The organism is Nonomuraea insulae (assembly GCF_042656245.1).
Map to the genome: position 1 here is coordinate 234,112 of NZ_JBHSPA010000052.1, position 24,296 is coordinate 258,407.

The 24,296-nt window shown below is 69.4% G+C and carries 27 protein-coding genes; 12 read left to right on the forward strand and 15 right to left on the reverse strand.

Annotated features, from left to right (window positions below; all coding sequences use genetic code 11):
* Positions 1 to 374: 374 nt before the first annotated feature.
* Both ligA and ACFPZ3_RS40990 read right to left on the reverse strand, forming a co-directional pair.
* A complete protein-coding gene (ligA, locus tag ACFPZ3_RS40985) occupies positions 375 to 2,564 on the reverse strand; it encodes an NAD-dependent DNA ligase LigA (protein WP_379519752.1) in 2,190 nt (729 codons plus the stop codon).
* Positions 2,565 to 2,629: 65 nt separating this feature from the next.
* A complete protein-coding gene (locus tag ACFPZ3_RS40990) occupies positions 2,630 to 3,619 on the reverse strand; it encodes a methionine synthase (RefSeq protein ID WP_379519753.1) in 990 nt (329 codons plus the stop codon).
* 24 nt (positions 3,620 to 3,643) lie between these two features.
* Between ACFPZ3_RS40990 and ACFPZ3_RS40995 the strand changes: the two genes are divergently transcribed.
* Entirely contained in the window at positions 3,644 to 4,276 is a 633-nt protein-coding gene (locus ACFPZ3_RS40995) for an MBL fold metallo-hydrolase (protein WP_379519754.1), read from the forward strand.
* Here the strand turns inward: ACFPZ3_RS40995 and mnmA are convergent.
* A complete protein-coding gene (gene mnmA, locus ACFPZ3_RS41000) occupies positions 4,269 to 5,327 on the reverse strand; it encodes a tRNA 2-thiouridine(34) synthase MnmA (RefSeq protein ID WP_379519755.1) in 1,059 nt (352 codons plus the stop codon). The two genes, ACFPZ3_RS40995 and mnmA, sit on opposite strands and share 8 nt — an antisense overlap.
* Positions 5,328 to 5,393: 66 nt before the next feature.
* Here mnmA and ACFPZ3_RS41005 point away from each other — a divergent pair, with 66 nt between their 5' ends.
* Positions 5,394 to 6,446: a DUF695 domain-containing protein gene (locus tag ACFPZ3_RS41005; RefSeq protein ID WP_379519756.1), complete on the forward strand. Its 1,053-nt coding sequence runs from the start codon at positions 5,394 to 5,396 to the stop codon at positions 6,444 to 6,446.
* 5 nt (positions 6,447 to 6,451) lie between these two features.
* On the opposite strand, the gene ACFPZ3_RS41010 is transcribed toward ACFPZ3_RS41005, so the two are convergent.
* Positions 6,452 to 7,615 carry a cysteine desulfurase family protein gene (locus tag ACFPZ3_RS41010; RefSeq protein ID WP_379519757.1) on the reverse strand — a complete coding sequence of 388 codons (1,164 nt, stop codon included), beginning with the start codon at positions 7,613 to 7,615 and terminating at the stop codon, positions 6,452 to 6,454.
* Between the two features lie 53 nt (positions 7,616 to 7,668).
* On the opposite strand from ACFPZ3_RS41010, the gene ACFPZ3_RS41015 reads away from it, so the two are divergent.
* From ACFPZ3_RS41015 to ACFPZ3_RS41040, 6 genes are all read left to right on the forward strand, one after another.
* On the forward strand, positions 7,669 to 8,184 hold the full coding sequence (locus ACFPZ3_RS41015) for a TetR/AcrR family transcriptional regulator (RefSeq protein WP_379519758.1): 516 nt from the start codon (positions 7,669 to 7,671) through the stop codon (positions 8,182 to 8,184).
* Between the two features lie 428 nt (positions 8,185 to 8,612).
* The gene (locus tag ACFPZ3_RS41020) at positions 8,613 to 9,803 is read left to right on the forward strand and encodes an MFS transporter (RefSeq protein WP_379519759.1); all 1,191 of its coding nucleotides are present in this window, start codon (positions 8,613 to 8,615) and stop codon (positions 9,801 to 9,803) included.
* A gap of 167 nt (positions 9,804 to 9,970) precedes the next feature.
* Positions 9,971 to 10,867: an ATP-binding cassette domain-containing protein gene (locus tag ACFPZ3_RS41025; RefSeq protein ID WP_379519760.1), complete on the forward strand. Its 897-nt coding sequence runs from the start codon at positions 9,971 to 9,973 to the stop codon at positions 10,865 to 10,867.
* Entirely contained in the window at positions 10,864 to 11,628 is a 765-nt protein-coding gene (locus tag ACFPZ3_RS41030) for a hypothetical protein (RefSeq protein ID WP_379519761.1), read from the forward strand. The genes ACFPZ3_RS41025 and ACFPZ3_RS41030 overlap by 4 nt, the downstream gene beginning before the upstream one ends.
* A gap of 29 nt (positions 11,629 to 11,657) precedes the next feature.
* A complete protein-coding gene (locus ACFPZ3_RS41035) occupies positions 11,658 to 12,362 on the forward strand; it encodes a response regulator transcription factor (protein ID WP_379519762.1) in 705 nt (234 codons plus the stop codon).
* Positions 12,359 to 13,810: a sensor histidine kinase gene (locus ACFPZ3_RS41040; RefSeq protein WP_379519763.1), complete on the forward strand. Its 1,452-nt coding sequence runs from the start codon at positions 12,359 to 12,361 to the stop codon at positions 13,808 to 13,810. Before ACFPZ3_RS41035 ends, ACFPZ3_RS41040 begins: the two co-directional genes overlap by 4 nt.
* Here ACFPZ3_RS41040 and ACFPZ3_RS41045 read toward each other — a convergent pair.
* The 4 genes from ACFPZ3_RS41045 to ACFPZ3_RS41060 all read right to left on the reverse strand — a co-directional run bounded on the left by ACFPZ3_RS41045 (position 13,788) and on the right by ACFPZ3_RS41060 (position 15,524).
* Entirely contained in the window at positions 13,788 to 13,919 is a 132-nt protein-coding gene (locus tag ACFPZ3_RS41045) for a hypothetical protein (RefSeq protein ID WP_379519764.1), read from the reverse strand. The two genes, ACFPZ3_RS41040 and ACFPZ3_RS41045, sit on opposite strands and share 23 nt — an antisense overlap.
* Positions 13,916 to 14,401: a hypothetical protein gene (locus ACFPZ3_RS41050; protein ID WP_379519765.1), complete on the reverse strand. Its 486-nt coding sequence runs from the start codon at positions 14,399 to 14,401 to the stop codon at positions 13,916 to 13,918. Before ACFPZ3_RS41050 ends, ACFPZ3_RS41045 begins: the two co-directional genes overlap by 4 nt.
* Complete coding sequence (locus ACFPZ3_RS41055; protein ID WP_379519766.1) at positions 14,398 to 14,922, reverse strand: RNA polymerase sigma factor; 525 nt, start codon at positions 14,920 to 14,922, stop codon at positions 14,398 to 14,400. Before ACFPZ3_RS41055 ends, ACFPZ3_RS41050 begins: the two co-directional genes overlap by 4 nt.
* Positions 14,923 to 15,020: 98 nt before the next feature.
* Positions 15,021 to 15,524, reverse strand: coding sequence for a carboxymuconolactone decarboxylase family protein (locus ACFPZ3_RS41060; RefSeq protein WP_379519767.1), 504 nt, complete (start codon positions 15,522 to 15,524; stop codon positions 15,021 to 15,023).
* Positions 15,525 to 15,730: 206 nt separating this feature from the next.
* Here ACFPZ3_RS41060 and sigJ point away from each other — a divergent pair, with 206 nt between their 5' ends.
* Together sigJ and ACFPZ3_RS41070 are read left to right on the forward strand one after the other, a co-directional pair.
* Complete coding sequence (sigJ, locus tag ACFPZ3_RS41065) at positions 15,731 to 16,642, forward strand: RNA polymerase sigma factor SigJ (protein WP_379519768.1); 912 nt, start codon at positions 15,731 to 15,733, stop codon at positions 16,640 to 16,642.
* Between the two features lie 92 nt (positions 16,643 to 16,734).
* Positions 16,735 to 17,118 (forward strand): hypothetical protein, encoded by a 384-nt coding sequence (locus tag ACFPZ3_RS41070; protein ID WP_379519769.1) that lies wholly within the window; start codon positions 16,735 to 16,737, stop codon positions 17,116 to 17,118.
* Positions 17,119 to 17,169: 51 nt separating this feature from the next.
* Here ACFPZ3_RS41070 and ACFPZ3_RS41075 read toward each other — a convergent pair whose 3' ends face one another.
* Both ACFPZ3_RS41075 and ACFPZ3_RS41080 read right to left on the reverse strand, forming a co-directional pair.
* Positions 17,170 to 17,595: a type II toxin-antitoxin system VapC family toxin gene (locus tag ACFPZ3_RS41075; RefSeq protein WP_379519770.1), complete on the reverse strand. Its 426-nt coding sequence runs from the start codon at positions 17,593 to 17,595 to the stop codon at positions 17,170 to 17,172.
* Positions 17,592 to 17,831, reverse strand: a complete 240-nt coding sequence (locus tag ACFPZ3_RS41080; protein ID WP_379519771.1) for a hypothetical protein — start codon at positions 17,829 to 17,831, stop codon at positions 17,592 to 17,594. Before ACFPZ3_RS41080 ends, ACFPZ3_RS41075 begins: the two co-directional genes overlap by 4 nt.
* 274 nt (positions 17,832 to 18,105) lie before the next feature.
* On the opposite strand from ACFPZ3_RS41080, the gene ACFPZ3_RS41085 reads away from it, so the two are divergent.
* A complete protein-coding gene (locus ACFPZ3_RS41085; RefSeq protein WP_379519772.1) occupies positions 18,106 to 18,951 on the forward strand; it encodes an aminoglycoside phosphotransferase in 846 nt (281 codons plus the stop codon).
* A 108-nt stretch (positions 18,952 to 19,059) separates the two neighbouring features.
* Here the strand turns inward: ACFPZ3_RS41085 and ACFPZ3_RS41090 are convergent, their stop codons facing one another.
* Together ACFPZ3_RS41090 and ACFPZ3_RS41095 are read right to left on the reverse strand one after the other, a co-directional pair.
* Positions 19,060 to 19,314, reverse strand: a complete 255-nt coding sequence (locus ACFPZ3_RS41090) for a DUF397 domain-containing protein (RefSeq protein WP_379519773.1) — start codon at positions 19,312 to 19,314, stop codon at positions 19,060 to 19,062.
* Between the two features lie 20 nt (positions 19,315 to 19,334).
* Positions 19,335 to 20,189, reverse strand: a complete 855-nt coding sequence (locus tag ACFPZ3_RS41095) for a helix-turn-helix domain-containing protein (RefSeq protein WP_379519774.1) — start codon at positions 20,187 to 20,189, stop codon at positions 19,335 to 19,337.
* 248 nt (positions 20,190 to 20,437) lie between these two features.
* Between ACFPZ3_RS41095 and ACFPZ3_RS41100 the strand changes: the two genes are divergently transcribed.
* On the forward strand, positions 20,438 to 20,890 hold the full coding sequence (locus ACFPZ3_RS41100; RefSeq protein ID WP_379519775.1) for an ATP-binding protein: 453 nt from the start codon (positions 20,438 to 20,440) through the stop codon (positions 20,888 to 20,890).
* 202 nt (positions 20,891 to 21,092) lie between these two features.
* On the opposite strand, the gene ACFPZ3_RS41105 is transcribed toward ACFPZ3_RS41100, so the two are convergent.
* The 3 genes from ACFPZ3_RS41105 to ACFPZ3_RS41115 form a co-directional block, all read right to left on the reverse strand.
* Positions 21,093 to 22,040 carry an electron transfer flavoprotein subunit alpha/FixB family protein gene (locus tag ACFPZ3_RS41105; RefSeq protein ID WP_379519776.1) on the reverse strand — a complete coding sequence of 316 codons (948 nt, stop codon included), beginning with the start codon at positions 22,038 to 22,040 and terminating at the stop codon, positions 21,093 to 21,095.
* A gap of 19 nt (positions 22,041 to 22,059) precedes the next feature.
* Positions 22,060 to 22,839, reverse strand: a complete 780-nt coding sequence (locus ACFPZ3_RS41110) for an electron transfer flavoprotein subunit beta/FixA family protein (RefSeq protein ID WP_379519777.1) — start codon at positions 22,837 to 22,839, stop codon at positions 22,060 to 22,062.
* Between the two features lie 222 nt (positions 22,840 to 23,061).
* A complete protein-coding gene (locus ACFPZ3_RS41115; protein WP_379519778.1) occupies positions 23,062 to 24,279 on the reverse strand; it encodes a serine/threonine-protein kinase in 1,218 nt (405 codons plus the stop codon).
* Positions 24,280 to 24,296 lie beyond the last annotated feature (17 nt).

Below are 24,296 nucleotides of genomic sequence, written 5' to 3' on the forward strand. Positions count from 1 at the left end.
CCTTCACCCCACTTCGCGAAACCAAGCGCGTACGGTCCGTAATGCTCCTATCCGACATATACCCAAAAAGCACCCTGAGTAGCAAGCCGGGCACGCAATGGCGAGAGGGCCCGCCTAAGCAGGCCCTCTGGGAGCTGACGGGGATGACGACTGACCACGCGGACGGCCCACGGGGCGCACGTCACGGCGGCCGGCCACGTGAACCGGAGGAGCGTTCCCCTGGACGGGGCCCGGCCCCGTGCGGCGGGCGGGGCCGGCTCGGCGAAGCCGTAAAGGATGGTTGGGGTTTCTAGGTGCGTTTCCCCGGACGGCGGGATGGTCGGGGCGCTGAGAGCGTTCCCCGAACGGAGCCCTGAGAGCGTCCCCGGACGGGGTTATGGGGAGGGCGTGACGGCGGCGCCGGCGGCGGCGTCAGGACCCTCGTGGAGCAGCACCTCGAACCCCTCGCCATCGAGGATCGGCACGCTCAGGCTCACCGCCTTGTCGTATTTCGACCCCGCGTTCTCCCCCGCCACCAGGAACGACGTCTTCTTCGACACCGACCCCGACACCTTGCCGCCCCTGCTGGTGAGCGCCTCGGCCGCCGAGTCGCGCGTGTAGCCCTCCAGCGTGCCGGTGACCACGAACGTCAGCCCTTCGAGGGTCTGGGGCCCCTTCTCGGGAGCGGGTTCGTCCTCCATCCGCACCCCGGCGGCCCGCCACCGCTCGACGATCTCCCGGTGCCAGTCGACCGCGAACCACTCCTTGATCGTGGCCGCCACCCTGGCCCCGATGCCCTCGACCGCGGCGAGCTCCTCCTCCGAGGCGTTCATCACGGCGTCGATCGAGCGCATGGCGTCGGCCAGCGCGCGGGCCGTGGGCGGGCCGATGTGCCGGATCGACAGCGCCACCAGCACCTGCGCGAGCGGCACCTGTTTGGCCCGCTCCAGCTCCTCCATCAGCCGCAGCGCATTCTGGCTGGGCTCGCCGCTGAGGTTGGAGAAGAAGGTGACGACCTTCTCCTCCCCGGTCTTGGGGTCGATCTTGGGCAGGCCGGTGTCCTGGTCGCGGACCACCGACTTGATCGGGATGAGCTGCTCCAGCGTCAGGTCGAACAGGTCGGCCTCGGTGCGCACCACGGGCTGCTGCGGCGGCAGCGGCTGGCTGAGCGCGGTGGCCGCGACGTAGCCGAGCCCGTCGATGTCGAGCGCGCGCCGACCGGCCGCGAAGAAGATGCGCTCGCGGATCTGGGCCGGGCAGGCACGCGCGTTCGGGCAGCGCAGGTCGGCGTCGCCCTCCTTCTCGTAGGCCAGCTCCGTGCCGCACTCCGGGCAGTGCGTGGGCATGACGAACTCCCGCTCGGACCCGTCGCGCAGCGCCGCGACCGGCCCGACGATCTCGGGGATGACGTCGCCCGCCTTGCGCAGCACCACGGTGTCGCCGATGAGCACGCCCTTCTTGACCACGATGGCCGCGTTATGCAGCGTGGCCCGCTCCACGGTCGAGCCCGCCACCACGATCGGCTCCATCACCGCGAACGGCGTGACCCGCCCCGTGCGCCCGACCCCCACCTGGATGTCGAGCAGCTTGGTGTTGACCTCTTCCGGCGGGTATTTGTACGCGATCGCCCATCTCGGCGCCCGCGAGGTCGAGCCCAGCTCCCGCTGCGTGCGGAAGTCGTCGACCTTCACCACGACCCCGTCGATCTCGTAGGCCGGGTCGTGCCGGTGCACGCGGTAGTGCTCGATGAACTCGTTGATCTCCTTGAGCCCCGGCACCACCTTGCAGAGATCGCTGACCGGCAGCCCGAACTCCCGCAGCCGGTCGTAGACGTGCGACTGCGCCCGCGGCTCGGCCGCGCCCTCCCAGATGCCGATGCCGTGCACCAGCATCCGCAGCGGCCGGTGGGCCGTGATGCGCGGGTCCTTCTGCCGCAGCGTGCCGGCCGCGGCGTTGCGCGGGTTGGCGAAGGGCGGCTTGCCCTGCTCGACGAGCTGCTCGTTGAGCTTGCCGAAGTCCTCCACCGGGATGTAGACCTCGCCGCGCACCTCGACCAGGCTCGGCACGTCATCGCCCTTGAGCCGGTGCGGGACGCCCTTGATCGTGCGGACGTTGGCCGTCACGTCGTCGCCGGTGCGCCCGTCGCCGCGCGTCGCCCCCCGCTCCAGCTTGCCGTCGCGGTAGACCAGCGCGATCGCCAGCCCGTCGATCTTCAGCTCGCACAGGTAGGGCCCCGCGTCGCCCTCGGCCAGCCGCTCGGCCCGCGTCTGCCAGGCCGCCATGTCTTCGGCGTTGAAGGCGTTGTCGAGGCTCTCCAGCCGGTTGAGGTGCTGAACCTTGGCGAAATCGCCCGAGACCGGCGCGCCCACCTTCTGTGTGGGCGAGTCGGGCGTCTGGAGCGTCGGGTGGGCCTCCTCCAGCGCGAGCAGCTCCCTGAACCACTCGTCGAACTGGGCGTCGCTCACCGTGGGCTGGTCGAGCACGTAGTAGCGCCAGCGTGCGTCCTCGACCAGCTCGCTGACCTCGGCATGCCGCTTCAGCGCGGTCACCGGCACCCCACCGACCTCGGCATCTGGCTCGCTCACGCGGCGCCCCCTTCCGTTCGACTGCCTGAGCAAACGCTACCGTCGAGGACCGGCAAGGACACGGTTCAGCCTTGCATCCCGTTCGCGGGGTCGTCCCTGAGCACCTGGGCCGCCTTTCCGCAGGCAGCCAGTGCCGCACGGGCGTACGCGGGCGACGCTCCCGCCAGCCCGCACGCCGGAGTCAGCACCACCTGAGCCGCCAGCCGCTCGGCCTCGAAGCCCAGCCGCCGCCACAGCTGCACCGCGGGCCTGGCCACCACCGCCGGGTCGGGAAGCCGCATGTCCCTGCCCGGCACGGCTCCCAGGAACAACACCAGCCCCGCCTGGAACGCCTCCCCCAGCGCGTCGTCGTCCTTGCGCCGCACCAGCGCCCCGTCCACGGAGATCCCGCGCACCCCCGCCCTCCGCAGCAGGTCGTACGGCACCCCGGGCGCGCAGCAGTGCACGACGGGAGCCTCGAAGAGCCGCATCGACGCCTCCACCTGCCACTCCTCGACCGCCGCGAGCCGCCCGAACCCGGACGCGGTCGGCACGCTCCCGGCGAGCACCCCGGGCAGCCCCGGCTCGTCGAGCTGCAGCACGATCTCGGTCACCCCGGGCAGTCGCCGCCGCACCTCGGCGCAGTGGTCGGCGACGCCCTGGGCCAGCGAGGCCGTCAGATCGCGGACGGCCCCCGGGTCGGAGAGCATCTTGTCCCCGTACTTCAGCTCGATGGTCGCCGCCAGCGTCCACGGCCCGCAGACCTGCAGCTTGAGCGGCCCCGAGTAGTCGTTCCCGAGCTCCTCCAGCCCGTCGATGTCGCGCCGCAGGTGATCGACGGCCCGCTGATGGTCGCGCCCCGGCCGGTCGCTCAGCCGCCACCCTGACGGCTGCACCTCGACGGGCAGATCGACCAGCAGCGCCGCCGTCCGCCCCACCATGTCCGCCCCGACGCCTCTCGCGGGCAGCTCGGGCAGGTACGGCAGCCCGGGCACCTCACCGAACACGACCCTGATGGCCTCTAGATGATCCTCGCCCGGATGCGAACCTACTCCGGTGGCTTCCCACTTCGACATGGGCACAAGCGTAGGCTCTGCTGAATGAAGCTCACGAAACATGACCACGCCTGTGTACGGGTGGAGAAGAACGGCAAGGTCCTCGTCATCGATCCGGGGATGTTCAGCAAGGGCCCGGTGCTGGACGGCGCCGACGCGGTGCTCATCACCCACGAGCACTTCGACCACGTGGACGTCGACCGGTTGAAGGCCGCCTCGGCGGACCTGGAGATCTGGACCTGCGAGGGCGTCGCGGCGGCCTTGACCGAGGTGCCGGGCAAGGTCCAGGTGGTACGCCACGGCGACGGCTTCGAGACGGCGGGCTTCCAGGTGAAGGCCTTCGGGGAGTGGCATGCCGAAAACCACCCCGACATGCCCGTCGTCCAGAACGTCGGCTTCCTGGTCGACGAGGAGCTGTTCTACCCCGGCGACGCGCTGACCGTGCCGGACGTGGAGGTGCCGACGCTGCTGGTGCCGACCGGCGCGCCGTGGCTGAAGCTCAAGGAGGTGGTGGAGTATCTGCGTACGATCCGCCCGGCTCGCGCGTACTCCACGCACGACGCCCTCTACAGCGAGATCGGCCTGGGCCTGGTGGACAACTGGCTGAAGATGGAGGCGGACAAGCAGGGCGCCGACATCCGCCGCCTCGCGGTCGGCGAGTCCACCACGCTCAGCTAGCGGACACGATGGTCGCCGAGCCGATCACGCTGGCGCCGGAGTAGAGCACCGCGGCCTGGCCCGCGGCGACGCCCGTGGCGGGCCGGTCGAGCTCGATCGTGAGCCCGCCCCCGGCCTCCTCGAACCGGCACGGATAGACCTCCCCGTGCGCCCGGAGCTGCACGGTCAGGTCGTCGAGACCGGGCGGCCCGTTCCAGATCGGACGACCACAGGTGATCTCGGTGACCTGCAGCGCCGCACGCGGACCGACCGTGACCGTGTTGGACACCGGCTCGATGGACAGCACGTAACGCGGCCTGCCGTCGGGGGCCGGACGGTCGATGTGCAGGCCCTTGCGCTGCCCCACCGTGAACCCGTGGGCGCCCTGGTGGCTGCCCACGACCGCGCCCTCCTGGTCGACGATGGGCCCCTCGGCCGCGCCGAGCCGCCCGGCCAGGAAACCGCGCGTGTCACCGTCGGCGATGAAGCAGATGTCGTGGCTGTCGGGCTTGTCGGCGACGGTCAGGCCGCGCCTGGCGGCCTCCTCGCGCACCTCGGCCTTGGTCGAGTCGCCCAGCGGGAAGATCGCGTGGCCGAGCTGCGCGCGGGTGAGCACCCCGAGCACGTAGGACTGGTCCTTGCCCTGGTCGACGCTCCTGGACAACACCCCGTCCGCCAGCTTGGCGTGGTGACCGGTGGCCACGGCGTCGAAGCCCAGCGCCAGCGCCCGGTCGAGCACCGCCGCGAACTTGATCTTCTCGTTGCACCGCAGGCACGGGTTGGGCGTGCGGCCCGCGGCGTATTCCGCCACGAAGTCCTCGATCACGTCGCGCTGGAAACGCTCGGCCATGTCCCAGATGTAGAAGGGGATGCCGATCACGTCCGCGGCGCGGCGCGCGTCGCGCGAGTCTTCGACCGTGCAGCAGCCCCTGGCTCCCGTGCGATGGGATTGGGGGTTGGCTGACAGGGCGAGATGCACACCAGTGACGTCGTGACCGGCCTCGGCGATCCGAGCAGCGGCCACGGCGGAGTCGACGCCGCCCGACATGGCGGCAAGCACACGCAATCCCATGACCGTTCCAGCCTACTGTCCTGGCGGGAGTGCGCGACCATGGCCTCGGTCTGGAAGTATTCGTCCATGCGACTGTTCGGGCGCAAGGACGCAGATGAAGGGGCCGTAGGGCCTGACGAGGCCATCGCCGGTTTCTGGACGTGGTGGCAGGAGACCAGGCCGCGGCTCGACTCGCTGGTGGCCGCGGGCGAGCCGGAGGGGCTGGACGAGCTGCTCACCTCGGCCGTCGCCGCCATCCACCCTGACCTGGTCTACGAGGTGGCCCCAGGCAAGGAGGCCGCGCACGCCCTGGTGGTGACCGCCGCGGGCGACGCAGAGCTCCGCTCGCTCGCGCACCGCTGGTCCAAGGCCGCGCCGCCGTCCGACATGTTGTGGGAGTTCCATCCGTCGCGGCAGGCCAATCCGATGGCGATGGAGCTCACCCTCGACGTGGGCGGCTTCGAGTTCGCGCTCGACAAGCTGAAGCTGGGCCTGCGCGTTCCGCGTAATCAGCCGAGAGTGGACGTGTCGGCCTACCATCCGATCTTCGGCGAGCTCGACGAGGACACCAGGATGGAGGCCGCGCTGCTGGCCCTCGACTGGCTGCTCGGCGAGGACGACGTGGCCAGGTGGGTCGGCGAGATCGCGCCGGTCACGTTCGAGCCGATCGACTCCGTGGCGGCCATGCACCTGCCCTCCGTGGTCACCGACGTGGCCTCGGGCTTCTCCGAGGAGGAGTGGCTGCTGCTGGAGGGCCAGACCCCCGGCGGCACGCCCCTGGTCGCCACCGCCCGCTATCCGCTGCGGCCGGTGGACCATCCGCTGTTCGACCAGCACATCATGATCACGCTCCCGTACACGCACCGCGACGAGAACGGCCTGCCCGTCGGCGACTCCCTGACCGCCCTGCGCTCCTTCGAGGAACGCCTGGCCGCCCGCCTGCTCAAGCTCCGCGACGACGCGGTGCTGGCGGCGCATCTGAGCGCGGAGGGGCACCGCATCATCCACGTGTACGCCGACCCGACCGGCGACGCCGCCATCCACGCCAAGGAGCTGATCGTGGGCTGGGAGGAGGGCGAGCCGAGGGTCGACGTGTCCGCCGACCCCGCCTGGATCGCCGTGGCCCCCTTCCTGACCTGACGGGGTCAGCCGAGGCCCGCGCGGCGGGCGCGCTCGACGGCGGTGGGCAGGACCTCGATGAGGCGGTCCACGTCGTCGCGGGCCGAGGTGTGCCCGAGGGTGAAGCGCAGGGAGCCGCGGGCCGCCGCCGCGTCGGCGCCCATGGCCAGCAGGACGTGGGACGGCTGGGCCACGCCCGCCGAGCAGGCCGAGCCGGTGGAGCATTCCACGCCCTTGGCGTCGAGGAGCATGAGCAGGGCGTCGCCCTCGCAGCCGGGGAAGGAGAAGTGGGCGTTGCCGGGCAGCCGGTCCTCCGGGTCGCCGTTGAGCACGACGTCGGGGACGGCTTCGCGGACCCGCTGGATCAGCTCGTCGCGCAGCGACGACAGGCGGTGGTGCAGGGCCTGCTGTTCGCGCACGGCGGTGCTGACGGCGGCGGCGAGGCCGGCGATGGCTGGCGCGTCGAGCGTGCCCGAGCGCACGTCGCGCTCCTGACCCCCGCCGTGCTGCACCGACACCGGTGTGAGCCCTCTGGCCAGCAGCAGCGCGCCGACCCCCATCGGGCCGCCGACCTTGTGGCCGGTCAGGGTGAGCGCGTCGGCGCCCGAGCCGGAGAACGACACGGGCAACTGCCCGACCGCCTGGACCGCGTCGGTGTGGAACGGGATGCCGTGGTCGTGCGCGATGGCGGCCAGCACGTGGATGGGCTGGACGGTGCCGACCTCGTTGTTGGCCCACATGATGCTGATCATGGCCACGTCACCGGGGTCGCGCTCGATGGCGGCGCGCAGCGTGTCGGGGTGGACGCGGCCGAGCTCGTCGACTTCCAGCAGCTCGACCTCGGCGCCCTGGCTGTCGGCCAGCCAGTGGGCCGGGTCGAGGGCGGCGTGGTGCTCGACCGAGCTGATCAGCACCCGCCTGCGCGGCCGGCCCGCCCAGTAGAGGCCCTTGATCGCCAGGTTGTCGGCCTCGGTGCCGCCCGAGGTGAACACGACCTCGCTGGGTCTGGCGCCCAGCGCGTCGGCTATCGTCTCGCGTGACTCCTCGACCACCCTGCGCACCTGACGGCCGGCCGCGTGCAGCGAGGAAGCATTGCCGACGCGTTTGAGTTGATCCGTCATGGCCTCGATCGCTTCGGGCAGCATCGGGGTGGTCGCCGCATGATCAAGGTAGGCCGACGGTCTCGTCACGTGCTCAGGGTATCTCGTTTGCGACTGTACCGTCCGGACGGTACAGTTGAGGCATGCGAAGGGACGAGCTTTTGGATGCTGCGGAGGATCTTCTCTGCGACCAGGGCTCGACCGCGCTCACCCTGGCCGCGGTGGCAGATCGGGCGGGTGTGAGCAAAGGTGGCCTCCTCTATCACTACGGCACCAAAGAAGCCTTGATCAAGGCCATGGTGGAACGGTTGATCGAGGAGTTCGACGAGCTGACGACCACTCAGCCGGGCGAGACCTACACCGAGCGCTACCTGGGAGCGACGCTGGCCGCCGTCAGATCCGGCCGCCTGCGACGATGGGCCGTCGTCACCGGGGCGTCGGGCAATCTCTTCCTGCTCGCACCGCTACGTGAGGCGATGGCCCGCTGGCATCGCGAGGGGCTGAGCGAGGAGCCCGATCCGCTGGGGTCGCAGATCGTGCGACTGGCGTGTGAGGGGCTCTGGGACGTGGCCAGCCACGACCCGGAGCTCAACTCCGAGGACGATCTCCAGGCTCTGGAACGCCGCCTCAAAACGCTCATCGTCCCCGCTCCCAGCTGATCCCCCGCGCCATCGGCGCCAACCTCCGGCCGGTCCCCCACGGGCCGGCCGCCTCTCCGCGACCCGTTCGCGCAAGGAGACGGCGGCCGGTCGTGCCGCTCGCCGGATGGCGGCCGGTGGTGTCGTTCGCCCGGATGACGGCCGGTGGTGTCGCTCGCCGGATTCGGGACGACTGGCTGCTCGCGCCGATCAAGGCCCATAGCTGATCGAGGCTCATAAGAGGCGTCCGACGTCAGAACCGCCGAGAGACGCCTGGGCCCTGGACGCCCGAGCCACCTGACCAGACACGGACATCAGCCGACGGCGAGGGCCGCCCGATCACGGGCGGCTGGGGCCGCCGGAAGACCCACGAAAGCCCTCAGGGGCGCGCCACCGCGCGCCCCTGCCTTCATCCCTAATTACTACGAACTTGTGTGAGGTGTGGCCTTATGACCCGCGAGCTGAGGAGTGCCCGTTACGGGGCGGTCCTCACCTTTGTCCTTGCCGGCCTGATGGTGGGCACGATGACCGTGCGCATCCCCGCCCTGACCGACAAACTGGGCCTGTCCGAGGCCACGGTCGGGACGATCCTGCTGGTGTGGGGCCTGGGCGCTCTGGTGACGATGCAGTCCATGCGACGCGTCATGGCGCGTATGGGCAGCCGGGCGGTGTTGCGGGCAGGCGGCCCTCTGACGGCGCTCGGCCTCCTCGGCGTGGCCGTCGCCCCCGACCTCCCCCTGCTCCTGGTGGCCGTGGCGGTGTTCGGCATGGCCTTCGGCACCGTGGACGTCGCCATGAACGCCCAGGGCTCGGCGGTCGAGCAGGCGTACGGACGCCCGCTGATGAACGGCATGCACGCCGGCTGGTGCGTGGGCGCCATCTCGGCGGGCGGTCTGGGCAGCCTGGCGATCGCGGCGGGCCTGCCGTTCACCGTTCACGTGGTGGCGATCGCGCTGGTGTCGCTGCCGGTCATGGTGCTGCTCGGCCGTACGTACCTGCCGGAGCCCCCGGCGGTGGAGACCTCCGCGACGGGGCGGCGCCGCCTGCCGCCGATCGTCTACCTGCTCGGCGCGATCATGTTCTTCGCCTTCATGGTCGAGGGCACGGTCGCCGACTGGAACGGCCTGTACATGCGCGACGAACTCGGCGCGCCCGAGGCCCTGGCGGCGCTCGGGTACCCGGTGTTCGAGGCGGGGATGCTCATCGCCCGGCTGGGGGGCGACCGCCTGCGGGTCAGGTTCGGGGTGCGCGGGATGCTGACCGTGTCCGGCGTGGCCACGGGCGGGTTCTTCGCTGCGGTGCTGCTGGCGCCGGCGGCGACGGTGGCGGTGTTCGCGATGTTCTTCGTCGGGCTCGGCGTGGCGACGATCTCGCCGCTGACGCTGTCGCTGGCGGGGACCGCGACCGACACGCCGGGACCGGCGATCGCGCAGGCGGGCGCCATGGGGTACGCGGGCCTGCTGCTCGGCCCCGTGGTGATCGGGTTCCTGTCGGACAGCACCTCACTGCGTACGGCACTGAGCATCGGCGTCGTCCTGGGCGTGCTGATCGCTCTCTCCGCCCGCCTGCTCCCACGCAGGGAGGCGGCGACCGAGGTGAGCCCGCTCCCCGCCAGAGAACCCGCCGAGGCCACCGCTTGAGATCATCGGAGGCGTGCGCCGCCCGGCTGAGGGCGGTGCTGGCCTGAGAGTTCCCTATGGATCGGGGCGGGCGGCGCCGCACACCCCCATGTGACGGCGCCCCCGCTCACAGAGAACTCACAGAACCACTCAGAACACCCGCAACCAGCCGCCCCACTCTGGATCTCATGATTCAGCTCAGCGGACTGACCAAACGCTACGGCGAGAAAGTCGCCGTGGACGATCTCTCCTTCACGGTACGACCGGGGCTCGTCACCGGCTTCCTGGGCCCGAACGGCGCGGGCAAGAGCACGACCCTGCGCATGATCCTCGGCCTCGACCTGCCCACGTCCGGCACGGCCACGATCCTCGGCCGCCCGCACCGCGAGCTGCCGCATCCGCTGCGCACGATCGGCTCGCTGCTGGACGCGCAGGCCGTGCATCCGGGGCGCACGGCGTACAAACATCTGCTCTACCTGGCACAGACGAACGGCATCCCGGCCGCCCGCGTCGATGAGGTGCTCGGCCTGGTCGGGCTGGCGGAGGCGGCGGGCGAGCAGGCGGGCGGGTTCTCGCTGGGGATGGGCCAGCGGCTGGGCCTCGCGGCCGCCCTGCTGGGGGATCCGCCGGTGCTGCTGCTGGACGAGCCGGTCAACGGGCTGGACCCGGAGGGCGTGTTGTGGATCCGTACGCTGATGCGGGGCCTGGCCGCCGAGGGGCGCACGGTGCTGCTGTCCAGCCACCTGATGAGCGAGATGGCGCTGACCGCGGACCGGCTGGTGGTCGTCGGCAAGGGGCGGCTCATCGCCGAAGGGGAGATCGGCGACTTCACCGGGGCGGGGGCGTCGGTGGTCGTCCGCACGCCGGAGGCCGCCTCCTTCGCCGGGCGGCTGGAGCTGTCGGGCGCCTGCGTCCAGGTACACGGTGACGAACTGCTGGTCACCGGTATGGGAGCGCCCGACGTAGGGCGGCTGGCCGCGGCCGAGAGCGTGACGTTGTTCGAGCTGACCACGCGGCACGCGTCGCTGGAGGAGGCGTTCATGGAGCTGACCCGCGACGCCGTCGAGTACGGAGCGGCCCGATGATCGAGACGGGCGCGCTCAGGGCGGAGTGGACGAAGTTCAGCAGCGTCAGGGCCACGATGGTGTTGTCGCTGGCGACCGTCACCGTGTCGGGACTGTTCGGATGGTTGTTCGCCAACGCCGCGGCCACGGGCTACGCCACCGCCACGACGCAGGAGCGGCTGGACTTCCAGCCGCTGCTGATGGCCGGCCGCGGGATGTTCATCGTGCAACTCCTGATCTCGGCGCTGGGGGTGCTGGTGGCCTCCTCCGAGTACGGTTCCGGCACGATGCGGGCCAGCCTGGCCGCCGTGGGCAGGCGTGGCAGTCTGCTGGCCGCCAAGGCGGGGCTGACGGCGCTGACCGCCCTGCCGGTGAGCGTGGCCTCGGTGTGGCTGATGTTCACGACCGGGCAGAGCACGCTGGCCGTGAGCGGGGCCCCGTACGCGATGCCCGGGGATCCGGCCGCGCTCCAGATGCTGCTGCTGGGGCCGGTCGTGCTGACGCTGATCTCACTGTTCGGCCTGGCCCTGGGCTTCCTGCTGCGCGGTACGGCCGCCGCCGCGAACGTCAGCACCGCCTTCCTCCTGGTGCCCGTTCTGGCCGGTTCCGCGCCGGGTTTCCTGCGCGACCTCCTCAGCACCTACTGGCCGACCGGGGCCGCCTTCCAGGCCGTCACCGGCACGTCCGAGCTGTCGCCGGTGGTGTCGTACGGGGTCCTTGTGGGATTTGTCGCTGTCATGCTGGTCGCGGCGTTCGTCCAGTTCAAGAACCGGGACGCCTGAATACGCTTGACGCCGGGGAGGTGTCCCACTTGGGGGAACGGTTGCTGGTGGTCGACGACGAGCCCACCGTCAAGGAGCTGTTGTCCGCGACGCTGCGGTTCGCGGGCTTCACCGTGAGCTCGGCGGACAACGGCGCGCAGGCTCTTGAGCAGGCCCGGCGCGACCCGCCCGACCTGGTGCTGCTCGACGTCATGCTGCCCGACCTGGACGGCTTCGAGGTCCTGCGCCGCCTGCGCGGCCTGCCCAGGGCGGACGGACGCCCCGGCCCCGTCCCCGTACTGTTCCTGACCGCCCGCGACGCCAAGGCCGACAAGGTCAACGGCCTCCGGCTGGGCGGCGACGACTACGTGACCAAACCGTTCGACCTGGAGGAGTTGCTGGCCCGCATCAGGGCCATCCTGCGCCGCACGGGCGTGCTCCCCGACGACCAGACGCTGGTCGTCGGGGACCTCGAACTCGACCCCGACGGCCACCAGGTCACCAGGGCCAGCCATCCGGTACGCCTGTCGCCCACCGAGTTCCGTCTCCTCCACTACCTCGTCCTCAATGCCGGTCGTGTCCTGCCGAAGGCGCAGATCCTGGAACAGGTCTGGCGGTACGACTTCGCCGGGGACACGAGCATCGTGGACACGTACGTGAGCTATCTGCGCCGCAAGCTGGACACCGGCGAGTCCCCCAAACTCATCCACACCGTGCACGGCGTCGGCTACCTCCTGCGCAAGCCCAAAGCATGATCAGGCGATGGGGGTTGCGCGCCCGGTTGCTGGCCATCACGGTCGGGTTGCTGATCGTCGGCCTGGCGCTGATCAGCTCGGTCGTGGTCCGGGAGCTGGAGAGCCAGCTCATGACCCGCGTGGACGCCCAGCTCGCCCCGATGGGCTCGGCGCTGTCGGCGCTGCCGCCCGAGCTGGCGAGCCGCCTCAGGAGTCAGATGGGCCAGGGCCCGCTCGTCAGGGGCGAGCTCGACCTGGTCTCCAAGGGATACGCGGCCTACCTGTCGGCGGATGGGACGGTGTTGCGCGAGTACGGCGACCCGGTGAGCCTCGACCTGCCCCGTCTCGACACGGCCGCCATCGCCGCCCGCGCCGAGGAGCCGTTCACCGTGGAGGCGGCGGACGACGTGGAGTGGCGGGTGGTGGCGCTGCCCTCGAAGCGCACGAGCACGGCAGGTGTGGTGGCGGCGGTGTCGCTGGAGGGCATGCGGTCCACGATCAACCGGCTGCGCGCGGCCTGCCTGGTGGCCGGTTCGGTGCTGCTGGCCCTGCTCGCCGTCGCGGGCGGGATCGCGATCAGAGCCGGCCTCGCCCCGCTGCGCCGCGTCGAGGAGACGGCGGCCGCCATCGCGAACGGCGACCTCACCCGGCGCGTACCCGAGCCCGCCCCGCCGAACACCGAGATCGGCCGCCTGGCCCGCTCACTCAACACGATGCTCACCCAGATCGAGCAGGGGGTCGCGGTCAAGGTCGAGTCGGAGGCCCGCATGCGCGGATTCGTCGCCGACGTCAGCCACGAACTCCGCACACCCCTGTTCGGCATCAAGGGCTTCTCCGAGCTGTACCGCATGGGCGGCACCGAGGCCGGCCCCGCCCTGGCCCGCATCGAGAGCGAGTCGGGCCGCCTGGCCAAACTGGTGGACGACCTGCTCCTCCTGGCCGGCCTCGACGAATCCGACAGTCCCGGGCTCGACCTGACCCCGATGGACCTGCGTACCCTCGCCGCCGACGCCCGCCACGACTTCACCGCCCTCGACCCCAGCCGCCCCATCACCTTCACCGGCCCTTCCGGCGGCCCCGCCGCCACCGCCCCGGTCCTCGGCGACGAGGCCCGCCTCCGCCAGGTGGTCAGCAACCTCGTCGGCAACGCCATCACCCACACCCCCGCCGGCACCTCCGTCAGGATCGGCGTCGGGACGGAGGTTGGGGAGGCGGTGCTGGTCATCGCCGACGACGGGCCCGGGATGGAGGTTGAGGAGGCGTCGCGGGTGTTCGACCGCTTCTACCGCACGGACGGCTCCCGCGCCCGCGCCACGGGAGGGGCCGGGTTGGGGCTGGCCATCGTACGGTCGATCGTGGCTGCGCACGGGGGGCGCGTGGAACTGCGCACGTCCCCGGGGAAGGGCGCCTCCTTCCACGTCAGACTGCCGACCGAGAAGCACAGGTCTACCAGCGCAGATCGTCCGTAGTCTCGGTGAGCGCCTCCCGCAGCTCGTCCGCGAGGCCGGTGTCATCCTCCCTCAGCTCGCCGACTACTTCGACTACGGGAACCCACCGGCGATCGCCGAGCTCGCTCATGCGCCACCCTCCTCGGTCAGCTCATCCTTGCGGCGCAGCAGCATAGCCCTGCGAGCACGGGCGCGTACGACCAGCGCCGCCGACGCCGCGACGAACACCCCTCCGACCAGGAGCGCGAGTCCCAGACCTGTCCCCCGCTGGACGGCCACGACGACCACCATCACCGTGGTGACGGCAGAGGCCGCCAGGGCGATCCAGGCGGCGATCACCCGATCGGTGGCGAACAGCGGCACGCGGCGCGTCAGCAACCACCCGCCATAACCCATCCAGGCCAGGCAGAACACCACGAACACCGCGAACGCCACCTGCGTACGACCCGGCAGCGGCCCCGGCTCGCTCCCCCACAACGCGGCCACGAACACCGCCCCGGCAGCCCCGGCCAGCAACGCCACCACCGCGCGAACGCGCTTCCATGGTGACATCGCCGGCTCCAGCCGTTCGATCATCTCCTGCGCCGACAGGCGCGGTTCCTCCTCGGTCATGGCCGGTACCCCTTCTCCTCCAGGTGTTCACGCAACAGGCGACGGGCGCGGCTGAGCCGGGACTTGACAGTTCCGGCGGGAACGCGGCAGATCTGCGCGCAGTCCTCCACCGAGAGGTCTTCCAGGTAGTACAGGACGAGGATCTCCCGCTCCAGGACCGGCAGCCCCGACAGAACGCCGACCAGCTCGGCCCGCTCCATCGCGGCCTCGACCGGGTCTTCGACGACCAGATCGCCCGGATTCACGCCTTCCTCGCTCTGGGAGTACTGGCTCCGCAGCCGATCGGTCACCGACCGGCGGGCGATGGTGAACAACCAGGGCGCGAACCGGGCGGGCTCCCGCAGCCGGGGCAGGCCGCGTACCACGGCCAGCCAGACCTCCTGGCTCACGTCGTCGGCCCGCTCGGCGTCCAGCATGCGCCGGACGTACGTCCACACGGGCATCCGCCAGCGAGCCACCAGCTCGGCCAGCGCGGCCCGCTCGCCCAGTTGGGCGCGTACCACCAGCAGTTCATCGGTCATCCCTTCCTCCCGTCACCCTGCACAGTCGGGCGAGAAGCCGATCCGGTTCACATAGTCGCTCAGGGCATCAGGGGTCACCCCTGATGCCCTCTACGGCGTTACTTGCTGTAATTCTTGCCCAGCGGCCTACCGGGGATCGGCTTGGCGATGAGAGCGACGGGGATGAAGAAGCAGATCTGGGCGATCACCAGGGTGAGCGTCCAGAGCGCCTTGTCGTCGTAGTGCGCGGACGCCCTGACATACAACTCGTCGGGGACGCGCTCCCCGAACGGGTTCGGCGTGAGAACGGCCTCCGTGAGCTCCAACGCGATCCGTTCGGCGTCGGTGAAGTAGGGGGCGTCCTGCCAGGACGCCACGGCGGTGATGCGCTCCTCCGTCTCCCCGGCCTTGCGGAGGCCGCCGGCCTGCCGGACGGTGTGGTACGTGCTGCCGACGATCTGCCCGGCACGGAGCTGCACCAGGCCGATGGTGCTCTGCGGGATCAAGCCGTTGTGGATGGCCTTGGTCATGCCTCCGGCGATCGTCGCCATCTCGGGGAAGAGCTCGACGGGATCGGGCAGACGCGACTTGATTTCGTCCTGCTCGGTCGTGGGTGTGGACATGGCGAGGTGTTCCCTTCGTGGTCTCAGCGCAGTCCTTGAGCAACCGGCCGGCCGGGGTCGCTGAGCTGGCTGAGTACTGGATGGTGTCTCATTAGTCCGACGACACAACCGCCGGGAATGTGAGGAGGTGCGCCGACCTCACACTTCGTCGCGCTGTCTCGTCGAACGAGTGAGGGCAGCCGCGACGAAGGAAGGCCGACGACACCATGACCACCGGACAAGGCCCGCTCGATCCAAGCCTGAGCGCGATCATGAGCGAGCGGCGTCACCTCACCAACCTCGCCTACCGGCTGCTCGGCTCGCTGGCCGACGCCGAGGACGTCGTCCAGGAGACCTACGCCCGCTGGTACGCCATGTCCCGGCCGCAACAGGACGCCATCGACTCACCGGGCGCCTGGCTGACCAAGGTCGCCAGCCGCATCTGCCTCGACCTGCTCGGCTCGGCCAGGGCCCGCCGCGAACGCTACGTGGGCGAATGGATCCCCGAACCACTGCCCGACCACACGGAGTGGACCAGCGCCGACCCCGCCGACCGCGTCACCCTCGACGAGTCGGTCAGCATGGCCTTCCTCGTCGTCCTCGAATCCATGACCCCGGCAGAGCGCGTCGCCCTCATCCTGCACGACGTCTTCCGCTACTCCTTCCCCGAGGTGGCCGACATCGTCGGCCGCACCCCGGCGGCCTGCCGCCAACTGGCCACCTCGGCCCGCCGCCGCATCCAGGCGTCACAGGCCCCCGTCTCCATGGCGACGAAGCATGCCGACATCATCAGGGAGTTCAGGCTGGCCTGGGAGGCCAAGGACATCGACGCCCTCGTCAGCCTCCTCGACCCGGACGTCACGGCGATCGCCGACGGCGGCGGCCTCGTCAGCGCCGTGCTCCACCCGGTCCACGGCAGCGAGCAGGTCGCACGCTACACCGTCGAGATCACCGGCAAGGTGCCCGAACTGACGGTCCTGGAGCGCACGGTCAACGGCCAGCCCGGCCTGGTGGCCCAGCACGACGGCGTCACCGTGGTGGTGATCGCATTCGACGTCGTGGACGACCGGATCAAGCACATCTGGGCAGTACGCAACCCCGAAAAGCTCCGGCCGTGGACGGGCGAGCCCCAGGACTAGAGCCTCCCAGACGGACGGCCACCCAGCCGGACCACCCCAGACGCGCGGCCGGCAGCTCGTCGCCCTCTTCCCCTGTTGTCAAGGAGTCACCCATGTTCTTGCGTGTCACGCTCATCCTGCAAACCCTGGCGCTCTTCGCCGCGCCCATCACCGCCGGCCTGCTCTTGTCCGTCCCCAACGGCCGGACCTTGCACAGCGTCTCGGCCTACACCGTGTTCACCGTGGCGATAGTGCACGTGATCGCCGCGATCCTGGTGTGGCGTCCGGGCGGCGGCTCTCCCAGGCCGATCCTGTACGCGGTCGTCTTCCTGGGGCTCACGCTGGCGCAGATAGCGCTGGGCATCGCCGGGGTGAAGACCGTGCACGTTCCGCTGGGCGTGCTGATGTTCGGTATGAGCCTCCTCCAGCTCAGCCGGACCCCGCGCAAGGAGCACAGCCCCTCCCATGATTCGTTCAGCCCGGCAGAACCGGCGTGAACCCTGAGAACCGCGCTGGCCAGATCTTCCGTCTCGGGCAACGCGCTGAGATCACACCAGCTTCTCAGGCAGCAGAGTGAACGCTGGCACATGGCGAGGGCGTATTAGTGAGAAATCTCGACGATCAAGGGTTGCGATGTGCGTAACTGCTAGCCGCTCGGCGATCGCGACAACGGACACGTCGGCAGGGTCAAGACGCGCATCCTTGTAGGTGCGGACAAGTTCCGCCATGCGCCGAACGTCCGGTGGAATGAGGTTGACCAGCTCGAACTCGTCGGTCACGAGATCCAGAAACTGGGCATGCACGAACGAACCCATGTGTCGATTGATCGTCCAGCCAGCCTCGATCAAGATCGTTGATGGCAGGAGCAGCGGGCCGTTCAGGCTCTCCAGCAGTCGGACGCAGGAAGCGTGGTGCTTGTCATCTCGATCGACTACCGCGATCAAGGGGCCTGTATCCAGAAGAACAGCGGTCACACTGACCGATTGAACCGTTCCGCCAGCAGATCTTCGACCCGTTCCGAGAGATCGCCCTCACCGGACGCGCCGATGCCAGCGATCGAGAGACGACGACGTACCGGTTCGTCGTGTTCGTCGGAGACGTCAGCGAGTTCCGGATCGGTCTTCACCAATCGCAGGAGGCGGCGCGCCTGATCGGGCGACAGCTGGTCCACCAGGTGGTGAAGCTCCTCATACGCATGTCCGGCGCTCATATCTGCGAGTGTACGTTGGCGGTACCGCAAACAACCAACTCCTCGGTGAACCTCCCCGCAGGCAGCGGGTAGGCCGCTTACGATGCAGCGATTCGCCAGCGCTTTGGATGCCTTGCCCCACCAACCGGCGCAGATCCCGTCCCGTTCGTAGAGCAACCAGCAGGGAGCCGCAGCGCGGTCGTCTCGCGCGGGCGTGCTTCGTGCTCCAGAGCGCAGACAGTGTTGATAGAAGTTGCATGGCCGGAGCCGTCCCACGAAGTAGGAAGCCTCTGCTGTGACCGGTGAACATCACGAGCCGAACGGGCAACGCGCGTTCCTGCATCGGCTTCTCCGCGAGGGCGCGGACCGACTTGGTGTCTCTCTCATTGGCGATGGGGCGTTCGGCTGGCGGGACCGGACCATCGGATCGCCCGTCATCAGGAATGGCGAGCGATTCTGGCTTCGTGCGACCGCGGAAACCCAGGACTGGGCCCAAGGCGACCCCTGGACCGGTAACCGCGATGCGGCAGGGATCTCGGATGTGCCGAAGCCGCACCTTGTCGCGCGGGTGGAGTGGGAAGAGCCGCCGGTCGCCATGTATGTCGAGCTGATGACCTACGTTCCGGACCAGGTCTGTTCTTCGACTCCTGAGCTGATGCGGCCCCTCGACGCTCCCGATACGTGGTGGCGGGATCTACGCTCGGCGCTCGACAAGCTCGCTTTGCACCCTACGGACCGGGGAGAACACTCCCCGGAAGCCGTGGTGCGGGAACTCGAAGACCTGTATGCGCGGCGACTAGACCTCCCGCGTCCGCCCTTGAGGACTGAACACACAGATCTCCATTGGGCCAATCTGACGAGTCCGCGCCTGTGCATCTTGGATTGGGAGTACTGGGGATCCGCTCCAGCCGGATACGGAGCGGCTCTGCTCTATTTTCACAGTCTCCTCGTGCCTGAAACGGCGGAGAAGGTTCACCAGGTGTTCGCCGACCTGCTCGACACGCCCAGCGGCCAGGTTGCCCAGCTCAGTGCGGCGGCCCACATTCTCGGGCGTGCGCATCGCGTGGATGACTACGCCGAGCTGCAACATCCGGTACGCAGACACACTCATCGGCTTCTTGACGCAGTGGAAAGGCCATAGATGGGTGTTAATCGAGTCTGAAGCACCGCATCTGCCAGGCGGCTGGTCCTCGACCGGTACGCGAGATGGCAGCTCACACTATCGATCGCAGCGGACACAGACCCGTGGTCAGATCAGGTCGTCGAACTCTCCGTCTTTGATACCTGCGAAGAACGCCCGGGCTTCGGGGCCGGTGAAGGCCAGGACGGGACCTGCTGGGTTCTCGCTGTCGCGAATGAGCACCAGGGGCCCCCGGTCGGCCTTGTGGGGAGCATCGACTGGTGCGTTGCCGGCAAGTGCAACCTCTACGCAGCCATTGCCCCCGTCGCTTCGCTGGCTCTTCCGCCAAGTCAGAGCCGTAGGGTCGTTGGGGAGTGTGTGCATGTCTCGGGGTCCTCTTCCATCTACAAGCGTCCAACCACCTCTGAGATCAACTCCGCGGAGTCGTCCGGGCTGAGCGCCATTGCACGCACTTGATCGAAGGCGAGGCTATAGCGGTGAACCTCGCTGTCGTCCTCAATCCACAGACTACTCGTCATGGTCTCGATGTAGACCACGTCAGGGTCGTACACCTCGGGGAACGACAGGACCGAGAACGGCGTGTTGCCTCCAGGGTGAGCACCGACCGCGCTGGTGAGGACCTGGATCGTGACGTTGGGAAGCTCGGACAGCCGGATCAACGACGCGCACTGAGCCTTCATGACTTCTGCGCCGCCAATCAGCCGGTACAAAGCGGCCTCATCGAGAACCATCCAGATGTTGAGCGGGTCGTCTCGGCGCAGGACCTTCTGCCGCGTCATGCGGATCTCCACGCGCCGGTCGATCTCCGAGGCGGAGGTGAACGGAACCAGGGCGGCCCTGATGACGGCATGCGCGTAGTCCTCGGTTTGGAGAAGGCCGTGGATGAGCGTCTGGGAGAAGCACCTGATGGCGGTAGCCTCTGACTCCAAGCTGATGTAGTTCGCATAGTCGGTTGAGATCGACTCGTACGTATCCCACCAACCACGCCGGGCAGCGGTCCGTGCTATCTCCTTGAGAGCGTCACGCTTGGCTTCGGACACACCGTAGAGATCAAGAAGCGCCACGAGATCACGCGTTTGCACCCCAACCTGCGCAGTCTCGATGCGGCTCACCTTGCTCACAGACCACCCGAGCCGTTCTCCCGCCTGCTCCCCCGTGAGTCCCGAGCGCTCCCGCAGAATGCGGAGTTCTGCGGCGAGCCTGCGTCGCCGGAGAGTGGGGCCTCGCCCACCGGCCATAGTGCAATCCCCTCGTAACGTGACCCTCCCAGTGTTCCGTAGCTTCTCAACGCCCGCATCAGGAGCCACAGATCGAGAATGCTAGAGCAAATTTGCAGATCTGCTTGCATAGCTCGGTATCGATGAGTCATTCTTCGATTACGCCGAGTGATTGGCCTCGGTGGGCTGAATCGACAGCGAGGCTCTAGGCCTGATCACCGGGACGGACATCACAGATGCCGGTCCCCGCAGCTCTGGGAGGCAACGCAGTGAGCGAGCGGTTTCTCGCGGAGGCAGTGGTTCCGGGGGCCGAATCCTCTGTGCCACTTCTTCGGCACTACGTCACGCTGGTTCTGACGGCGGCGGGACACCCGGACCCGGAAACCATGCGCCTCGTCCTTACCGAGCTGGCGAGCAACGCCGTGGTGCACACCCGCTCAGGGAGTCCAGGCGGCCTGGTCACCGTGGAAGTCTTCGAGATCAGCGACAGGCTGGCGCGCGTCGAAGTAACCGACGACGGCGCACAGACCATTCCGCAACCCCGCCAAGCGGAGGATGACGCCAATCATGGTCGTGGCCTCTGCCTGGTTGAGGCGATGTCTGCCCGGTGGGGCGTTCGACCAGGCACCGCTGGCACCACGGTGTGGGCCGAAGTACTCACGGAGGAGGCCGCGCCGCCCACCACGGAGCCAACCAGGTCCATCGATGCTGTGGAGGCGTGATGGGTTATGCGCTCCTGTCCAACGCCCAAGGCGTAGCGGGATACGTAATTGGCCAACGAATCGGCGGAGCGGCTTTGAGCGGGGGTTTGGGGGGCTGCGCCCCCCAATTTCACAGCCTGAGCCCCTGTGCGCGAAGCGCTGATCAGGGAAGACCATGCGTTTCCCCCCGGACCCCCAAGGGCCTGCGAAGGTTCCTGGGCCTCTACTTGCGCTTCTGGACTTCCTCCGTCAGCTGGGGGACGACCTGGTGCAGGTCGCCGACCACGCCGTAGTCGGCCAGTTCGAAGATCGGGGCCTCCGGGTCCTTGTTGATGGCGACGATGGTCTTCGCCGTCTGCATGCCCGCCCGATGCTGAATGGCCCCCGAGATCCCCGCCGCGATGTACAGCTGCGGCGAGACCGTCTTGCCCGTCTGGCCCACCTGGAACTGGTGCGGGTACCAGCCCGCGTCCGTGGCGGCCCGGGAGGCGCCCACAGCGGCGCCCAGGGCGTCGGCGAGGCCCTCGATGACCGAGAAGTTCTCGGCGGAGCCCACGCCCCGGCCGCCCGAGACCACGATCGCGGCCTCCGTCAGCTCAGGGCGGGCGCCCTTCTCCTGCTTGACCCGCTCCACGACCCGGGTGGCCTTGGCGGCGTCGGACAGGGTGACCGAAACCTCCTCCTCGGCACCGGCGCCCGCGGATGCGACGGGGGCGGTGGAGTTGGGGCGTACGGCGATGACGGGCGTGCCCTTGCGGACCTTCGCGTGCACGTTGATGCCGCCGCCGAAGATGGACTGGTCGGCCACGAAGCCCTCGCTCAGGCCCACGGCGTCGGTGATGACGCCGGAGTCGGTCTTGATGGCGAGGCGGCCGGCGATCTCCTTGCCCTCCGCCGTGGCGGCCACGAGGACGGCGTCCGCCGAGGTCGCGAGCTGGGCGAGCAGCTCGGCCTTGGGAGCCACCACGTAGTCCACGATGTCGCTGGAAGCGGCGACGTAGATCTTCTCGGCGCCGTATTCGGCGAGGCGGGCCTTGGCCTCGGGGGTGAAGCCGGGGCCGGCCCAGACGGCGGCGGGTGTGCCGAGGGTGCGGGCAAGGGTCAGCAGTTCGAGCGTGACCTTCTTGACCTCGCCTTCGACCTGTTCCACGAGAACGAGAATCTCCGACATTTCTGTAAAACCCCCGTTCTCAGATGAACTTCTTGGACGCCAGGAAGTCGGCGGCGTTCGCGCCACCGTCGCCCTCGTCCTTGACGATCGTGCCGGCCGCCCGCGGCGGGGCGGAGGCGAAGTCCACGACCTCGGACCAGGCGGCGGCCAGGCCGACCTGGGCGGCGTCGATGGAGGCGTCGCCGATGGCCAGCGTCTCGACCGGCTTCTTCTTGGCCGCCATGATGCCCTTGAACGACGGGTAGCGCGGCTCGTTGATCTTCTCGACCACGGACACGACGGCCGGCAGCGTGGCCTCGACCCGGTCGAAGCCGTAGTCGGTCAGGCGCTGCACCTTGATCGAGGTGCCCTCGACCTCGACCTTGTTGGCCAGCGTGAGCTGCGCCGTGCCGAGCCGTTCGGCGAGCATGGCGGCCAGCACGCCGGTGCGCGCGTCGGTGGACTCCGAGCCCAGGATGACCAGGTCGAACCCGATCTTCTTGAGCACCTGCGCGATCGCGTAGGAGGTGGACAGCGCGTCCGAGCCGTGCAGCGCGTCGTCACTGAGGTGGACGGCCTTGTCGGCGCCCATGGCCAGCGCCTTGCGGATGGTCTCGGTGGCCCTGCCCGGGCCCATGGTGAGGACGGTCACCTCACCGCCGTGGGCCTCTTTGAGCTTCAGTGCCTCCTCGACCGCGTACTCGTCAAGCTCGTTGACCACGCCATCGGCGGCGTCGCGGTCGAGCGTGTTGTCATCGGACCGCAGCTTGCGCTCGGTCGCCGTGTCGGGGACCTGCTTCACGCAGACGACGATGTTCATGGCCGGTGGCCGACCTCCCGTAGTTCGCGTGCGCCCCCGCCTCGCTGCGGTGGCGCCGAATGCATCTGTCCAGACTGCCAGGTGCCCGCCGGGCACCCGACAGAGGGTGTGCCGTCGTATTAGCCGTTATGTTACCCATGAGTAGCTTGCAGGCAAACCCGCAAGCCACCAACGCCAACCACCATACCGAACTTTATTCGGTAAGCGAGATATCCGAAACGCCTACGCCGACAGCAGGAAAACGACTCCCACCACCAGCGCCGTGCCCGCGAACAACGCCAGCGTGAACGTACTGAACATCGCCGCCAGCCCGAAGCACAACCCCACCACCCCCGCCACGCTGGCGAAGTCCACCACCATCCGGCTGCGCCGGTAGATGCCGTGCGAGAACAACGCCACCCCGGCGTCGGCCACCCCGGCCAGCGCGTACGCCGCCAGCAAGAACAACGACACCTCGGTCAACGGCTCCCTGGCCGCGGCGGCCAGCAACGCCACGAAGAGCCCGGACCCGATCAGCCACCGCCGCCGCACCTTCTCCCGATGCCTGGCCCGCGACTCCTCCACCGACCGCCGATGTTGCTCCCTGCCTGGCTGCCACTCCTTGGTGCTCAGGTCATCGGCGGCGGAACGCGGCCGTACGACAGGAGCGGCGGGAACACGCGGCACGTGGGAGACGGGCGCGACACCGAGCCGGGCGCTGATCTGCGCGGCCGTCGGCCGCGCCGCGGGGTCGGTGGACAGGCACTCACGTAACAGCGGCTCCAGCCACTCCGGTACGCCCTCCAGGTCCGGCGGATGATGCACGACCCGGTAGGCGACCGCCGAGGCGGGCCCCTGCCCGTACGGCTGCCGCCCCGTGGCCGCGTACGCCAGCGTCGCCCCGAAGGAGAACACGTCCGCCTCCACCCCCGCGGAACGCCCCTCCAGCACCTCGGGAGCCAGATAGCCGGGCGTGCCCACGACGGCGCCGGAGGCCGTGACGGACAACGAGTCGAGCGCGCTGGCGATGCCGAAGTCGATGACGACCGGCTCGCCCTCGGTCATCATCACGTTGGCCGGCTTGAGATCGCGGTGCACCACCCCGGCCTCGTGCATGGCCTGCAGCGCGTCGGCCAGGCCGGAAGCGAGCCGCCGCAGGTCGGTGACGGGCATGGGGACGGCGCTGAGGGGACGCCCCTGGACGTAACGGGTCACCAGATAGGGCCGGGAGCCCTCCAGCGAGGCGTCGAGCACCTCCGCCACGTGCGCCCCGCCGACCATGCGCATGGTCTCGACCTCGCGCGCCAGCCGCGCCAGCGCCACGCCGTCGGCCGCGACGTGCGGGTGCAGCACCTTGACCGCCACCGTGCGCCCCTCGGGGTCCAGCGCCAGGTGCACCTCGCCGAATCCGCCGGCCCCGAGACGGGAGAGAATCTCGTACGGGCCGAGGTGCTCGCTCATACTTTCATCTCTCCCCC

What these genes read in the sequence shown, in the direction of transcription:
- ACFPZ3_RS40990 (WP_379519753.1), bottom strand. Translation starts at nt 3,619, where the DNA reads ATGTCGAAGTGGGAAGCCACCGGAGTAGGTTCGCATCCGGGCGAGGAT.
- ACFPZ3_RS40995 (WP_379519754.1), top strand. Translation starts at nt 3,644, where the DNA reads ATGAAGCTCACGAAACATGACCACGCCTGTGTACGGGTGGAGAAGAAC.
- mnmA (WP_379519755.1), bottom strand. Translation starts at nt 5,327, where the DNA reads ATGGGATTGCGTGTGCTTGCCGCCATGTCGGGCGGCGTCGACTCCGCC.
- ACFPZ3_RS41005 (WP_379519756.1), top strand. Translation starts at nt 5,394, where the DNA reads ATGCGACTGTTCGGGCGCAAGGACGCAGATGAAGGGGCCGTAGGGCCT.
- ACFPZ3_RS41015 (WP_379519758.1), top strand. Translation starts at nt 7,669, where the DNA reads ATGCGAAGGGACGAGCTTTTGGATGCTGCGGAGGATCTTCTCTGCGAC.
- ACFPZ3_RS41020 (WP_379519759.1), top strand. Translation starts at nt 8,613, where the DNA reads ATGACCCGCGAGCTGAGGAGTGCCCGTTACGGGGCGGTCCTCACCTTT.
- ACFPZ3_RS41025 (WP_379519760.1), top strand. Translation starts at nt 9,971, where the DNA reads ATGATTCAGCTCAGCGGACTGACCAAACGCTACGGCGAGAAAGTCGCC.
- ACFPZ3_RS41030 (WP_379519761.1), top strand. Translation starts at nt 10,864, where the DNA reads ATGATCGAGACGGGCGCGCTCAGGGCGGAGTGGACGAAGTTCAGCAGC.
- ACFPZ3_RS41040 (WP_379519763.1), top strand. Translation starts at nt 12,359, where the DNA reads ATGATCAGGCGATGGGGGTTGCGCGCCCGGTTGCTGGCCATCACGGTC.
- ACFPZ3_RS41045 (WP_379519764.1), bottom strand. Translation starts at nt 13,919, where the DNA reads ATGAGCGAGCTCGGCGATCGCCGGTGGGTTCCCGTAGTCGAAGTAGTC.
- ACFPZ3_RS41050 (WP_379519765.1), bottom strand. Translation starts at nt 14,401, where the DNA reads ATGACCGAGGAGGAACCGCGCCTGTCGGCGCAGGAGATGATCGAACGG.
- ACFPZ3_RS41055 (WP_379519766.1), bottom strand. Translation starts at nt 14,922, where the DNA reads ATGACCGATGAACTGCTGGTGGTACGCGCCCAACTGGGCGAGCGGGCC.
- ACFPZ3_RS41060 (WP_379519767.1), bottom strand. Translation starts at nt 15,524, where the DNA reads ATGTCCACACCCACGACCGAGCAGGACGAAATCAAGTCGCGTCTGCCC.
- sigJ (WP_379519768.1), top strand. Translation starts at nt 15,731, where the DNA reads ATGACCACCGGACAAGGCCCGCTCGATCCAAGCCTGAGCGCGATCATG.
- ACFPZ3_RS41070 (WP_379519769.1), top strand. Translation starts at nt 16,735, where the DNA reads ATGTTCTTGCGTGTCACGCTCATCCTGCAAACCCTGGCGCTCTTCGCC.
- ACFPZ3_RS41080 (WP_379519771.1), bottom strand. Translation starts at nt 17,831, where the DNA reads ATGAGCGCCGGACATGCGTATGAGGAGCTTCACCACCTGGTGGACCAG.
- ACFPZ3_RS41090 (WP_379519773.1), bottom strand. Translation starts at nt 19,314, where the DNA reads ATGCACACACTCCCCAACGACCCTACGGCTCTGACTTGGCGGAAGAGC.
- ACFPZ3_RS41095 (WP_379519774.1), bottom strand. Translation starts at nt 20,189, where the DNA reads ATGGCCGGTGGGCGAGGCCCCACTCTCCGGCGACGCAGGCTCGCCGCA.
- ACFPZ3_RS41105 (WP_379519776.1), bottom strand. Translation starts at nt 22,040, where the DNA reads ATGTCGGAGATTCTCGTTCTCGTGGAACAGGTCGAAGGCGAGGTCAAG.
- ACFPZ3_RS41110 (WP_379519777.1), bottom strand. Translation starts at nt 22,839, where the DNA reads ATGAACATCGTCGTCTGCGTGAAGCAGGTCCCCGACACGGCGACCGAG.
- ACFPZ3_RS41115 (WP_379519778.1), bottom strand. Translation starts at nt 24,279, where the DNA reads ATGAGCGAGCACCTCGGCCCGTACGAGATTCTCTCCCGTCTCGGGGCC.